The sequence below is a fragment of the Kitasatospora sp. NE20-6 genome (assembly GCF_045862635.1).
In genome coordinates this window covers 22,603-35,813 of sequence record NZ_BPRL01000055.1, presented here as the reverse complement: position 1 = coordinate 35,813, position 13,211 = coordinate 22,603, and the positions used below count along the sequence as shown (strand labels likewise).

At 71.9% G+C, this 13,211-nt stretch carries 9 protein-coding genes and 1 riboswitch; of the genes, 1 reads left to right on the top strand and 8 read right to left on the bottom strand.

What is annotated here, in order from left to right:
• Positions 1 to 49: 49 nt before the first annotated feature.
• From SNE206_RS30215 to SNE206_RS30195, 5 genes are all read right to left on the bottom strand, one after another.
• Positions 50 to 1,723, bottom strand: coding sequence for an ABC transporter substrate-binding protein (locus SNE206_RS30215; RefSeq protein ID WP_407916703.1), 1,674 nt, complete (start codon positions 1,721 to 1,723; stop codon positions 50 to 52).
• 299 nt (positions 1,724 to 2,022) lie between these two features.
• Positions 2,023 to 2,130, bottom strand: a riboswitch (SAM riboswitch).
• Positions 2,131 to 2,605: 475 nt separating this feature from the next.
• Positions 2,606 to 3,073, bottom strand: a complete 468-nt coding sequence (locus SNE206_RS30210; RefSeq protein WP_407916702.1) for a MarR family winged helix-turn-helix transcriptional regulator — start codon at positions 3,071 to 3,073, stop codon at positions 2,606 to 2,608.
• 98 nt (positions 3,074 to 3,171) lie between these two features.
• A complete protein-coding gene (locus SNE206_RS30205; RefSeq protein WP_407916701.1) occupies positions 3,172 to 4,053 on the bottom strand; it encodes a fumarylacetoacetate hydrolase family protein in 882 nt (293 codons plus the stop codon).
• Positions 4,054 to 4,111: 58 nt separating this feature from the next.
• Positions 4,112 to 5,149: a cupin domain-containing protein gene (locus SNE206_RS30200; RefSeq protein ID WP_407916700.1), complete on the bottom strand. Its 1,038-nt coding sequence runs from the start codon at positions 5,147 to 5,149 to the stop codon at positions 4,112 to 4,114.
• Between the two features lie 24 nt (positions 5,150 to 5,173).
• Entirely contained in the window at positions 5,174 to 6,391 is a 1,218-nt protein-coding gene (locus SNE206_RS30195; protein ID WP_407916699.1) for an FAD-dependent monooxygenase, read from the bottom strand.
• 655 nt (positions 6,392 to 7,046) lie between these two features.
• Between SNE206_RS30195 and SNE206_RS30190 the strand changes: the two genes are divergently transcribed.
• Positions 7,047 to 9,521: a glycoside hydrolase family 3 protein gene (locus SNE206_RS30190; protein WP_407916698.1), complete on the top strand. Its 2,475-nt coding sequence runs from the start codon at positions 7,047 to 7,049 to the stop codon at positions 9,519 to 9,521.
• Positions 9,522 to 9,658: 137 nt separating this feature from the next.
• Here SNE206_RS30190 and SNE206_RS30185 read toward each other — a convergent pair whose 3' ends face one another.
• From SNE206_RS30185 to SNE206_RS30175, 3 genes are all read right to left on the bottom strand, one after another.
• Complete coding sequence (locus SNE206_RS30185) at positions 9,659 to 10,576, bottom strand: hypothetical protein (protein ID WP_407916697.1); 918 nt, start codon at positions 10,574 to 10,576, stop codon at positions 9,659 to 9,661.
• Between the two features lie 170 nt (positions 10,577 to 10,746).
• Positions 10,747 to 11,997 (bottom strand): MFS transporter, encoded by a 1,251-nt coding sequence (locus SNE206_RS30180; protein WP_407916696.1) that lies wholly within the window; start codon positions 11,995 to 11,997, stop codon positions 10,747 to 10,749.
• A gap of 211 nt (positions 11,998 to 12,208) precedes the next feature.
• Positions 12,209 to 13,108, bottom strand: a complete 900-nt coding sequence (locus SNE206_RS30175; protein WP_407916695.1) for a LysR family transcriptional regulator — start codon at positions 13,106 to 13,108, stop codon at positions 12,209 to 12,211.
• Between the last annotated feature and the right edge of the window lie 103 nt (positions 13,109 to 13,211).

Sequence of the window (13,211 nt, the reverse complement as noted above, 5' to 3'; positions counted from 1 at the left end):
TCGGATTCTCTCGGGGTTCAGCGTCTCTCGGGGGCGGGGTGCTTCGGCTTCAGCCCTTGCCCACCTCGGCCCAGCGGAACCGGTAGGCGCTGTTCAGCTGGGCGGGCACGCCCTGCACGCCGGAGCGGGTGACGATCGCGGTGGAGCCCTGGAGCAGCGGGAGCAGCGGCACCTGCGCGGCGACGGCGTCCTGCACCTGCTTGATCTGCCGGGTGCGGGCGGCCGGGTCGGTCTCCGTCTCCTCCTGCTTGATCAGCGCCTGCACGGCCGGGTCGTCGTAGCCGTTGTTGACCCAGCTGTCCCGGGAGAAGAAGGAGCCGAGGTAGTTGTCGGCGTCGAGGTAGTCGGCGTACCAGCCGAGCTGGTAGAGCGGGTAGAGGTCGGCGACCCGGTCCTTGCCGTACTGGGCCCACGCGGTGGACTGGAGGTTGACCTTGAACAGGCCGGTGGCTTCCAGCTGGGTCTTGATCAGGGCGTACTCGTCGGTCGAGGAGGAGCCGTAGTGGTCGGTGTTGTACTGGAGGTTGAGGGTGACCGGGGTGGTCACGCCGGCCGCGCCGAGCACGGCGGCGGCCGCGTCCTTGGAGGGGCCGCCGTTCTTGTCGCCGTAGAGCCCCTTGAAGGACGGGGTGGCCCCGGTGATGCCGTCCGGCACCGAGGTGTAGAGCGGCGCGAAGGTGTTCTTGTAGACCTGGGAGGCGAGTTGGGACCGGTCGATGGAGTCGGCGACGGCCTGCCGGACGGCGAGCGCCTTGGCGGGGTCGGCCTGGTCGGTCTTGCTGCCGTAAGGCTGGGTCTTGAGGTCGAAGACGATGTAGCGGATGCCGTTGCCGGAGCCGGTGTGGACGGTGATGCCCTTCCTGGTGGCCAGGTCCTCCAGGTCGGCGGTGGCCAGGGTGCGGTAGACGACGTCGATGCCGCCCTGCTGGATGTCCAGTTTCAGGTTGTTCGGGTCGGTGTAGTACTTGAGCCGCACCTGCGCGGTCCTCGGCTTGCCCAGCTGGCCCTGGTAGGCGTCGTTGGCCCGGAAGGAGACGAGCGAGTTCTTCGCGTAGCTGGTGATGCCGTACGGGCCGTCCCAGGGCTTGGCTCTGACGATGGCGTCGTCGTCGAGGACCTTGTCGGCGGGGAAGACCTCCTCGTCCACGATGTAGCCGGCACCGGTGGAGAGCACCTGCGGGAAGATGCTGTCGTTGGCCGACTTGAGGGTGAACACGACCGTGGCCGGGTCCGGGGCGGCGACCGAGGCGAGGTTGTAGAGCAGCGGGGAGGGGCCGTTCTTGTCGGCGATCCCCAGCTGCCGGTCGAAGCTGAACTTGACGTCGGACGAGGTCAGTTCGTGGCCGTTGGCGAACTTCAGGCCGGGCTTCAGGGCGACCGTGTACTGGGTGGGTGCGGTCAGCTTGACGGAGGCGGCCAGGTTCGCCGAGACGTCGGAGGTGCCGTTCCTGGCGCTGAGCAGAGTGGTGTAGACCTCGTCCTGGATGGTGCCGGAGCCGGCGTCCCAGGAGCCGGCCGGATCGAGGCTGACGATCTGGTCGGTGGTGCCGATGGTCAGGGCGGAGGCGGCGGTGTCGGCGGAGGCGGTCCCGCCGGACCTGGTGCTGGTGCAGGCGCCGGCGGTGACCAGGACGGCGGCGGTCAGCGCGAGCGTGGCAAGGCTGCGGCGGCGCGTTGACGCGGGCGTGGTCGGAATGCCTTCTTCGGCAGGTGAGTCGTGCATGGCTGGTCTCCGGGTTCGCAGGTGCGGCGGCATGCGCGGACGGCGCGTCGGCGGTGCGCGTGCGCATGCGATGCGCACGCGGACCCGGACGCGGGGTGGCGCGATGCCTGAGGGGCGACAGGACGTGCAGAAGTCCGCGGCGCGGGCTGTCGGGGACAGCGGCGGGGACGGACGGTGCTGTCGTGCTCAGCTACACAGGGAGCTGGAGACCATGAGCAGGTCGATGTGGCGGCGGCTGTACAGAGCCGTGGGCACCCTCGTCCTCCCGGTCGGGGTCGGTCCGGCACGGGTGCCGGTGTCGTGCGCGCTTGCGGGAGGTCTCCCGCCGAGCCTTCACCTGGAGCACCCCACCGCGACGGAGGGTTGCTGTCCGGCCAGCCAGGGCTTGCACACCGGAACTCGTGGCGTGGCACGAAGTTAGATCAACAATTCGGGCCGGGTCAAGGGGGAGTGGGCGGAAGCCGGAACGGACGGGCCGGCGTGCGGCCCGCGGATGCCCGGAAGTTCGGACACCAGGTCGTGAATCCGCTCGATCCCGGCGTGCCGGGCGCAGACCGGTACCGCCGGGGAGACGTGGTGCGGAAGACTGTCGAACTTCCTCCCGAAGGACACCGAACTCCTGGGAGAACTCGCCAAGATCCGTCCGGGATGACCGAACTCGCCCGTTTCGCGCGAGAGTTCGCGCACCTGCTCTGACGCCGGCCGAGGGCGACGACGCCGAGCTCACCCTCCCGTTCTCCGGCGATCGCCACACGGCGTTACCACCGATTACGGGGCGGAGCCGCTGGCCGGACACACCCGCGGGTAGCGGCAGCGCACATCGCAGTCCGGCGTCGCTCCCCGCGTGGTTGCCGGCGCTGCGCCGGGACCGGAGGAGGCCGGTCACCGGGCCGGGCGGGCGTCCTCGTTCGGAAGGGTGTCGTCCATGCAGGCGATTTTCCGCAGGATGTCCACTGCCGTGGCGCGTTCGGGTTCCGGCAGGGCCTCCAGGAGCCGTTCGTTGATGCGTTCGGCGGGTGGGATGAGGGTTTCCAGAAGACGGCTGCCGCTCGGGGTCAGGTTCAGCAGGGTGCGGCGGCGGTCGGACTCGTCCCGGACCTGGGTGACGTGGCCCTGGTCGGTGAGCCTCCGGACGATGTGGTTGACCGTCGAGCGGTCCAGGGAGATGGCTGCGGCGACGGTGCGCTGGTCGATGCCGGGCTGCCGGGCGAGGGCGTTCAGGACCGCGAACTGCTGGGAGGTGATCTCCCGTGACACGTGGGTGGCCCACAGTGCGGTGTGGACCTGCTCGGCACGGCGGATGAGGTGCCCGACGTAGTGGTCCAGTTCCAGTGAGCGTGCCCGTGCCATGGTCTCGTCTTCCTCCACCGAGGGGTGCCGCGCGAGCGCGGCCGTTCCGTCCGCGAGTCTACGTTTCGGCGGCACTGCCCTGGTGTCCGGAGGTGCCGTCAGTCCTGCGCGGCGCGCTTCGAGGCCCGTCCCGGGCGTTCGGCGTAGGGCGTGCCGCGGGAGCCGTCCACGCCGACCTCCAGCCGTCCGATGCGCTCGATCTCGACCACGACACGGTCGCCGTGGCCGAGGGGCCCGACGCCGGCGGGGGTGCCGGTGGCGATGACGTCGCCGGGGTGCAGGGTCATGACCGAGCTGGTGTAGGCGATGAGCTCGCGCACCCCGAAGATCAGATCGGCCGTGTTCGTCCGCTGGCGGGTGGTGCCGCCGACGTCGCAGCGCAGGTCGAGCGTGTCGGGGTCGGGGATCTCGTCGGCGGTGACGATCCACGGGCCGATGGGGGTGAAGGTGTCGAACGACTTGCGGGTGGAGCGGTCCTCGTCGGAGCGGACGGTGATGTCGAGCAGGCAGGTGTACCCGAAGACGTACGACAGCGCTTCGTCGGCGGTGACGTGGGAGGCGGTGCGGCCGATGACGACGCCGAGCTCGCCCTCCTGGTCGGTCCGCTTGTCGCTGTAGGGGAGGACGACGTCCTGCCCCGGGCCGATGACGGAGGAGTTGGCCTTGAGGAAGATCCCGAGGTCGGCGACCGAAGTGGTGTACTCCATCTCGGCCTTGTGGTCGAGGTAGTTGACGGGCGCGCCGACGATCTTCCCGGGGCGGGGGAGCGGAGCTTCCAGGGCCGCCTCCGTCAGGGGAGTGCGGGGGCAGGGGCCGAGGTCGGGGACGAGGGTGAGCCCCTCGGCGGCCCGCTCGATGTGGCGCTGCAGAGGGCCCGCCGGGCCGTACGGGCCCGGACCGGCGAGTTGTTCGGTCACGTCGACCAGGTCGTCGCCGTCGACAAGGCCGAGCCGGTCGTGCCGGAAGAGGGTGAGGCGCACAGGAGTTCCTTGCTGTGGGTGGGCTGTGGGCGGGCTGGGGGCGCGGGTGAGGACGTGGTCAGGCGCCGGGGTCGGCGGCCTGGGTGCGGTAGAGGCCGAGGGAGCGCATGACCGGCTCGTCGCTGTAGGAGAAGAGGACGGCGTCGTGGTCGGCGGAGGCGTTGACGTGCCGGTAGGAGGCCCAGCCGGGGACGGCGATCGTGTCGTGCTCGGCCCAGTCCAGTCGTACGCCGTCGACGATGGTGGCTCCGTCTCCCCGGACCACGTTGAGAATGGTGGAGGCCGTGTGGCGGCGGCCGGCTCCCTGGAAGCCGGGGCGCAGGCGGTGGATCCGGCAGCCGATGGTGGGCATGACGGGGCCACCGGTCCAGGGGTTGGTGTACTCGAGCACGATGCCGTCGACCTCACTGCCCTCGGCCGTGTCGGCGATGGCGTCGAGGGCGCGCGCGGTCTCGGCCCATGTGTAGCGCGTGATGGGCGAGTTGGGGCCGTCCTGGGTCAGCCAGGCCGGGGTGAGACGGCCGTGCAGGAACTGCCGGCTGCCGGCGTCGTCGGGCCGTGCGACCGGCTGCAGGCGTTGGGGGTACTTCTCGTAGAAGCCTGCCTCCAGTGCGTTGACGAGGGGGTAGTCGAGGGCGTCGAGCCAGATCATCGGCGCGTCGCCGCGGTGGGTGTGGTCGTGCCAGTGCCATCCGGGGGTCAGGAGCAGGTCGCCGGGGGCCATGTGGACGGGTTCGCCGTTGACGGTCGTCCAGGCGCCGCTGCCCTCCAGGACGAACCGGAAGGCGTTGGAGGTGTGCCGGTGTGCCTGGGCGGTCTCGCCGGGGAGGATGATCTGGAGCCCGGCGTAGAGGGTGTTGACGGTGGCCGGTGGGTCCGTGAGGCCGGGGTTGACGAGCATGAGGACCCGGCGCTCGGCCTCGTCGAGGGAGAGCGTCTGCGAGAAGTGCAGCAGGTGCGGGCGTAGTTCCTGCCAGCTCCACCGGTGCGGAACGGCCCGGCTGCGGGGTTCGGCGGGGAAGAGGTTGCCGTAGAAGCGCCACAGCGGGGCGGCGCCGAGGTCCTCCAGTGCCTTGTAGGCGTCGTCGTCGGTCATGCGTGTCCTCCGTGCGGTCGTTCGTCAGGCAATGGCGGCGACGGTGCGGGCGGCCGGTGTCCACACCCAGGAGATGTCGTCGAAAGCGTGCGGGGAGCGGCTGCCGAGGAGGGTGTTGCGGAGGGCGGCTCCCTCTCCTTCCAGGTGGCAGATCTCGCCGAAGCGGCGGGCGTTGGTCTGGATCAGGGCCGCGCGTTCACGGCGTCGCCCGGCGTAGGCGGCGAAGGCGTTCGCGGGGTCGGCGGATTCGCCCAAGGCGTGGCCGAGGGCGGTGGCGTCCTCCAGGGCCTGGCAGGCGCCTTGGGCGAGGTACTGGAGCATGGGGTGGGCGGCGTCGCCGAGGAGCGCGATCCGCCCGTGGACCCAGGTGTCGAGAGGCGGCCGGTCGAACAGGGGCCAGCGCCGGTCGCGCGAGACCAGGGGCAGGGCGTCCCGGACCGCCCGGCAGGCGCCTGCGAAGCGTTCCTCCAGCTCGGCCTCCGTGCCCCAGTCGTCGGAGTCCGGCGTGTAGTGGTCGCTCTCGAAGACCGCGACCTGGTTGTACAGCTCGCCCTTTCGCACCGGGTACTGGACCAGGTGCGCCCGCGGGCCGGCCCACACCATCACGGCTCCGGACTGTGCGTGCCGGGACATGCGGTCCGTCATCCGGTCCGTGGGCAGGGCCCCGCGGTAGGCGACGTAGCGGGAACAGACGGGATCCCCGTCGCCGACCAGGGCCCGGCGCAGCCTGGAGCGGAGGCCGTCGGCGGCCACCACGGCGGCGGCCGTCAGCACCTCGTGCGTCTCCTCGAAGTGGAGCCGGACACCGGAGCCGTCCTGGTCGGCGCGGGTCACGGTGCGGCCGGTGTGCAGGGTGACGAGGGGATGGGCCTCGCAGGCGGCGAGGAGCGCGGCGTGCAGGTCCGTGCGGTGCGTGACGAGGTAGGGGTGCCGGAACCGCTCCTGGTAGGCCCGGCTGCGCAGGTCGAGCTCGGTGACCTGGGCGCCGCTGACGGCGTCCATCATGACCAGCCGTGGGGGTGTGACGGCCGTGCGCTGCACGTCGGCCAGGACGCCGAGTTCTTCCAGGGCGAGCGAGGCGTTGGGGGCCAGTTGCAGGCCTGCGCCGATCTCGCCGAACCGGGAGGCGCGTTCGACGAGGGTGACGGTCCGGCCGGCGCGTGCGGCTGCGAGTGCTGCAGCCAGCCCGCCTATGCCCCCGCCCACTACGGCGAGTTGGCAGGACCTGAGGGACGAGGGCACGGGGGCCTCCTCGGTGGACGCGCGGCTGGGGGAGTCTCGACGAGAGTGGATCACGACATATGATCAGTACATCAATCGTTGATGCATAGACGATATGGCGGCACGGCCCGAAGGTCAACGGGTCGATCGGCCCGGCGTGCTGCGCCTCACCGTTCGGAACGGTTCAGGAGGATCTCGAAGCGCCGCTGCACGGCGTCGGCACCGGCGGCGCGGGTGCCGGTATTCCGGGTGCCGGTATTCGTGGCGGCGATGTTCCGGCAGGGTTCGATCCGGATTTCCGAGGTGCTGCCGGAAGTCTTGACCGCTCTGCACGGGGCCTCTAGGTTCCCGCACAGCTGAAACGTTTCACTCGACAGGTGCGAGTGCAGCGCCCGTCCCGGCTGTGCCCCGGGCTGCCGGGCCGACGGTCCACCCCCACCCCTCCGTGCCCCCGCCGTGCAGTCGGGCGCTCCTCCGAACGAGGCGACGTCCCGGTGCCGATTCGTGCCGGGCGCCCGTCGTCGCGTCCGCAGCGCGCTCGCCGTGGCGCTGCCCGGCAGCCCCGTGCCGCTCCATGCCTCCGGAACACCCTCATGCCTCCGGAACACCCTCACGTGTCCGGAACGCCCCCACGTGCCGTGCCGTCGGCCGGCACTAGACTCGACTGGAGAGTCGCATGAACCGCCGTACGTTCCTCACCACAGCCGTCCTGATCTCGTTGGCCACCACCGTGGCGCCCGCGGCCGCGGTTCCGGGTCGCCGTGCGACTGCGTCCGGCTCCACCCCGCAGAGCCGCGCGGACCAGCTCCTCGCCGTGATGACGCCGGCGCAGAAGGAGGCGCTCCTCCGCTGCGACTTCGCGCCGCTCGCCTCCTCGGGAATTCCGGCCCTCACCATGGCCGACGCCTCGGCGGGCCTCCGTGGCGAGACCGGTGTCACCGCGTTCCCCGTGCCCGTCGCCCAGGCCGCGACGTTCGACGTCGAACGCGTCGGCGCTCTGGGTGCGGCCCTCGGCGCCGAAGGCCGCGCAAAGGGCTACAACAACCTGCTCGCCCCCACCATCGACATCGCCCGGCACTGGCGCTCCGGCCGACAGGCCGAGGGCATGGGCGAGGACCCGTACCTCGCCGGAACGCTGGCCGCCGGCATCACGGCGCGGATGCAGCAGCAGGGCGTGGTCGCCACGGTCAAGCACTTCGGCGCGTACACCCAGGAGACGGACCGGTCGTCGGTCGACGTCACGGTGTCCGACCGGGCCCTCCACGAGATCTACGAGGCGCCTTTCCGCCGGGTCGTCGCCGTCACGCCGCTCACCTCGGTGATGATGGCCTACCCCAGGATCAACGGAACCTTCGCCGTCCAGAACGCCGCCCTGTTCGCCGACCTCAAGACGACCATCGGTCTCCAGGGCTACACCGTGCCCGACTTCTGGGCCGGGGACGACCAGGTGGCCGCCGCCCGCGCCGGCATGGACCTCGCGGGACTCGGCCCCGGCGGTGTGCAGATCCCCGCGGGCAGCCTCGTCGCCGGCATCAGCGCCGCCCGCCTGGACGACGCGGCCCGACGCATCCTGACCACCATGATCGCCGCCGGGCTGTTCGACAACCCCCTCCCGGCGCCGTCCGCCGACGTCAGCACCCAGGCGCACCGCGACCTCGCCCACGACCTGGCCGTCCACGGCACCGTCCTGCTGCAGAACCGCAACTCCGTCCTGCCGCTGGCCGGGCCTGCGTCCATCGCCGTCATCGGCCCGGCGGGCACCGACGCCGTCACCGGTGTCTCCGGCTCGACCTACGTCGACCCCGGCGCGTGGACCACTCCTCTCCAGGCCATCAGGAACCGGGCAGGCAGCATCCCGGTCACCCACGTCCAGGGCAGCCTCGGCGACATCCCCCTCGCACCCGTGCCCTCCGGCGCCCTTCGCACGGCAGCCGGCACCGCCGGCCTGACGGCCACCTACTACGCCGGCGCTCAGGCCACCGGCACTCCCGTCGCCACGGAGACCGTCACCGGCATCGACTTCGCCCAGGCGCCTCTCGCCGGCCTGCCTCCCGTCTGGTCGGCACGCTTCACCGGCCGTCTCACGCCGGCCGGCACGGGTCTGCACCGTTTCTCACTGCTGCCCTCCGGCACCGCGACCCTCACCGTCGACGGCACCACGGTGGTTTCCGGAACCCGCCACATGCGGCGCTTCTTCCTGGGCCCGTCCGACTACCCGCTCCAGGGCACGGCGACCCTCACCGCCGGCAGCACCGTCGACATCGAGGTCGTCTACACCAACGCCACCGCCCAGTACGGCCAGGTCGGCCTGACCCTCGGCTGGCAGCCGGACTCCCTGATCCCGGCAGCCGTCGCCGCCGCGCGGGCGGCCGACACGGTCGTCGTCCTCGCCAACCGCACCGCCGGAGAGGACATGGACCACATCGGCCTCGACCTCCCCGGCGACCAGAACCAGCTGATCGCGGCCGTCGCCGCGGTCAACCCGCGCACCGTGGTGGTGCTCAACACCGACGGCCCGGTCGCCATGCCGTGGCTCGGCAGCGTCGCGGCCGTGGTGCAGAGCTGGTACGGCGGGCAGGGCATGGGGACGGCCCTGGCCGCCGTCCTCTTCGGGGACAGCGACCCCGCCGGCCGTCTGCCGGTCACCTTCCCCGCCGCGCCCGGTCAGGGGCCGGGCGGCACACCCGCGACCTACCCGGGTGACGGCACCACGGTCGCCTACGCCGAGGACATCGCGGTCGGATACCGCTACTACGACCGCAACGGCCAGAGCCCCCTGTTCCCCTTCGGACACGGCCTGTCCTACACCGGCTTCGCCCTCGGAGACCTCACCGCCTCCTACGACGCCTCCGCCAAGGTGCTCACCGCCACCCTCAACGTGACCAACTCCGGTGCACGGACGGGCTGGAGCGTCGTCCAGCTCTACGCGGCCCTGCCCGCGGCCGCCGACGCGGAACCCCGTCGTCTCGTCGGGTTCCGCAAGGTCCGGCTCGCACCCAGGGCGAGCACCCGGGTGACCTTCACCGTCCCCGCGCAGGACCTGTCCGTCTGGCAGCCGGGGGGCTGGGCGCTCGTCCCGGGCCTGTACACCGTCCACGCCGGCCGGTCCTCCCGTGACCTGGCCGCGCAGCGGGCCCTCACGATCGGCTGACCGGGCCGGGCACCCGTAAGCCCCCTGGAACCGGCGGGTACCGGTTCCAGGGGGCTGTCGTGGAAGGGCTTTCCGGGCCCGTGGCGCGGCCGTCCGTCACCGGTGGGCAGGCGCTCGGCCCGCGTCGCCGCAGGACTTCAGCCCTCACTCTCATAGCTCTCGAACCAGTGGGTGTCGAAGTAGCAGGCCGTCGAGAACGGATGCTGCCGGTCGGTGAGCATCCGGTGGACGAACTCGGCGGTCGTCCCGTCGAACCGCTGCCACGAGTTGCGGGTCTCGTCGCTCGCGAGGACGGGCCACTTGTCGGGGTCCGGGTCCTCGGTGAGCCAGTAGAACTGGTCGGCGGTTTCGGAGGCCGCCCACTGCAGTAGCCCGCCGGGGGCGGGGTACACCTCGTAGGGCTTCCAGAGTTCGCCGGAGTGAGCCCCGGCCCACTCGCCCAGCCACTCGGCGTGCAGGACGATGTCACAGCTCGTGGCGCCGGCACCGGGCAGATGGAGCTGGAGATAGCCGTCGAATGCGCCGAACCCGAACACCTCGGCGAGACGCTTGTAGTCACTGGGCAGTGCGGTTCCGATCCGTGCCTCGGCCGCAGCCCAGTCGACCGGACGTGCACGTGTCGTGTCCCATCCCGTGACGGCGACGACGGCGTCCACCCAGGACGTCCCCTCCGCCAGGTCCGCCGCCGGATCCTCCCGCTCCGCGACCAGGGCCAAGGTCCGCACGCTGTTGCCGAAGCGGACGGTGCCACAGCCGATCCACCGGCCTCCGTACGTCCACGCGCCCATCTGCACGATCCGCTCGCCGAACGGGGTCAGGAGCGGAAGCCCGGTCCGGTCGGTCACGGTCGGATCGACGTACCCGCCCATGGCGAGATTGCGTGGCTGCCCGTACCGTCCGCTGAGAGCCTCCCGGAGCGCGGAGAGGTTGTTCTCGTCCGAAGGTGCCAGGCATACGTGTCCTGACAGGTGTCCTACCTCGTCGCATTCCAGCTTGCCCGTGTTCGGCCAGGCCAGTCGGTGCACGGCCGCGAGGAGTTCTTCCTGTTCGGTCATGGCGGACATTGAACCGGTCGCGACCGACAAGGACGCAAGGGGGAGGTCAGGCGCGCACCGGTGGCGGGCACGCGTGGACAAGGCGGGTTTCCCGGTCGCGGCGGTACGGGCTCACGGCAGAGCGGCGCCACCTCCCGGTGACGCCGCTCTGCCGCTGTTGTCGGCCGAGGTCAGGCAGTGGCCTCCTTCGCCGCCGCCGAGGCTGCACCGCGCCGGGCACGGACGGCCGCCAGCCCCAGGGCGACGACCGCGGTCACCGCGGCGAGCACCCCGACGGCGCCGGCCAGGGTGCCGACGGCCCCCGCGAGACCGAGCAGCGCGAGCGGGCAGAGGAACTCGCCGAGGAAGAAGGCCGCGTTCCACAGGCCCGTGCCACGTCCCCGGTCGTCGTGGTGCAGCAGGGCCAGGGTGCGGGTCACCAGGGTGGGCAGCAGCAGTCCCGTGGCCAGGCAGTTGACCACCGCGCCCAGCACCAGCAGCGGGGTGTTCGGGGCGAAGCACATGACGGTGAAACCGGCGGCGCAGACGGCGAGTACGAGGGGAAGCAGCGCCTCGGCACGCCGGGCCAGCCGGGGGAAGGACGCGGCGCCCGCGACGGTCGCCGCGCTGGCGGCCGCGGCGGCGAGCCCGGCCGCGGCGGCCGATGTCACCCCGAGGTCCTCCAGCAGGTACGACATCTCCACCGGGACGGTGTAGAAGACGACCGCGCCGAAGAAGGTCAGCGCACAGGGGGCGGCGAGGCTCCGCAGGGGGAACGGGCGGGGCTCCCCGGTGCCGCCGACGCTTTCCGCCGCCGTCCCCGGGTGGACCGGCCGCAGACGGGTGGCCATCAACGGCGCCAGCACCAGCCCGACCGCGTAGGCCCAGAAGGGCGCCCTCCACCCGGCGGAGCCGGCCGCCCCGCCGAGCACGAAGAAGGCGGTCGCCGACAGCGACGCGCACATGGCCTGCAGAGCCAGATAGCGCTCGCGTTCGCGCCCCGACCAGTAGTCGCCGATCAGTGTGGTGCAGCAGGTCATGATCGTGGCTTCGGCGATGCCCACGAGGACCCGGCTGGCCACGATCGCGGTCAGGGAGTCGAGCCACAGCGGTGCCGTGCCGACCAGGGCGTACACCACGGTGGATACCGTCAGCAGCCTGCTGCGGCCGAGCCTGTCGACGAGGACGCCGGCGAACGGCGCGAGCAGCGCGAGGGCCAGGGCCGGGACGGTGAGTGTGACCGGCACCAGGACCTCCGCGCCCGGTGTGGCGGCGAAGTGGTCCTGCATCTTCGGCAGGACGGGGGCGAGGAGGACCGCCCCCAGGATCGGCAGGCAGCTGCCGGCCATCAGCAGGGCGGCTGTCAGCCGCGGGTGCGCGGGCGCGCCGTCGTCCGGTGCGGCGCTCGCCACGGCGGTGGGACCGGGAGCGGGAGTGGGCATGACGGCTCCGTTCGGGTGGATGGGGGGACCGCGGCCGCCGGGGACCGGTGCGATGCCGGCCGGCCCCGTCGGGAGGCTCATCGGGGCGGTGCCGGACACCGTGGGTGCGGATCGCAGTGGCAGCCATCCTGGGGGCGGCGGGCGCCGAGGGGAACGGTCGTGCCGATCGCTTGTGCGGATGACCGTCATCCGCGGCCTGGATGACGTGCCCTCACAGGGTGGCGCCGACCCGGGCCGCCGTGTCCCGCAGCCAGGTGTGGGCGGCGTCCTGGGTGTGGGCGGGGTGCCACCACAGGGCCTCGGTGAGGGGGACGGCGTCGAACGGGCACGGCAGGGTGCGGACGCCGCTGTGCGGGCCCAGCCGGGCCGCCAGGCGTTCCTGGACGAGGGCGACGCGGGTGGTGGCGGCGACCATGGCCGGGAGCAGCTGGAAGGTCTCGACGGAGACCTCGACGCGGGCCTCGATCCCCAGGAGGGAGAGCTGGCGGGCGGCGGGCGCGTCGTGGGTGCGCTGGTACACCGCCCAGGGCAGGCGGGCCAGGTCGTCCAGGGCCAGGCTGTCGCCGATCTCGGGGTGGTCGTCGGCGACCAGGCACACCCAGCGGTCGGCGTAGAGGTCGGTGGAGGGGAAGCCGCTGATCACGCCGTGCGGCATGAGCAGGCCGTCCACCGAGCTGAGCGAGGTGGCGATCGACTCGACGAGTGTCGGGCCGACCTGCTGGAAGCGCAGCCGCACGCCGGGTGCCTCGTCGTGCACGGTACGAGCCAGCTGGACGCCGAAGACGGCGACGGCGTAGTCGGAGGCGAGCAGGGTGAACTCGCGGGTTTCGCGGGCGGGGTCGAAGGACGCCTGGCAGGTGAAGACGCGTTCCAGCAAGTCGCAGGTGGTGGTGGTGAGTTCGAGCAGTGCGGTGCCGAGCGGGGTGAGGGTGTAGCTGTTGCCGGAGCGGGCGAGGAGCTCGTCGCCGAAGTGTCTGCGCAGCCGTGCGAGGGCGGCGCTCATGGCGGGCTGGCTGAGACCGACCCTGGCTCCGGCCCGGGTGACGTTGCGTTCCTCCAGGAGGGCGCGCAGCGCGGGGACGAGGTTCAGGTCGAGGTTCGCAAGGTTCATCGCGGGGTCCGCCGTCGCATCTGTTCGGTGGATGCCTGGCATCCAGAGAATCGATTTCCGTGATTGCCGGATCGGGGTCACATTAGTCGCATCGAATCGGGAG

What these genes read in the sequence shown, in the direction of transcription:
- SNE206_RS30215 (WP_407916703.1), bottom strand. Translation starts at nt 1,723, where the DNA reads ATGCACGACTCACCTGCCGAAGAAGGCATTCCGACCACGCCCGCGTCA.
- SNE206_RS30210 (WP_407916702.1), bottom strand. Translation starts at nt 3,073, where the DNA reads ATGGCACGGGCACGCTCACTGGAACTGGACCACTACGTCGGGCACCTC.
- SNE206_RS30180 (WP_407916696.1), bottom strand. Translation starts at nt 11,997, where the DNA reads ATGCCCACTCCCGCTCCCGGTCCCACCGCCGTGGCGAGCGCCGCACCG.
- SNE206_RS30190 (WP_407916698.1), top strand. Translation starts at nt 7,047, where the DNA reads ATGAACCGCCGTACGTTCCTCACCACAGCCGTCCTGATCTCGTTGGCC.
- SNE206_RS30175 (WP_407916695.1), bottom strand. Translation starts at nt 13,108, where the DNA reads ATGAACCTTGCGAACCTCGACCTGAACCTCGTCCCCGCGCTGCGCGCC.
- SNE206_RS30200 (WP_407916700.1), bottom strand. Translation starts at nt 5,149, where the DNA reads ATGACCGACGACGACGCCTACAAGGCACTGGAGGACCTCGGCGCCGCC.
- SNE206_RS30185 (WP_407916697.1), bottom strand. Translation starts at nt 10,576, where the DNA reads ATGACCGAACAGGAAGAACTCCTCGCGGCCGTGCACCGACTGGCCTGG.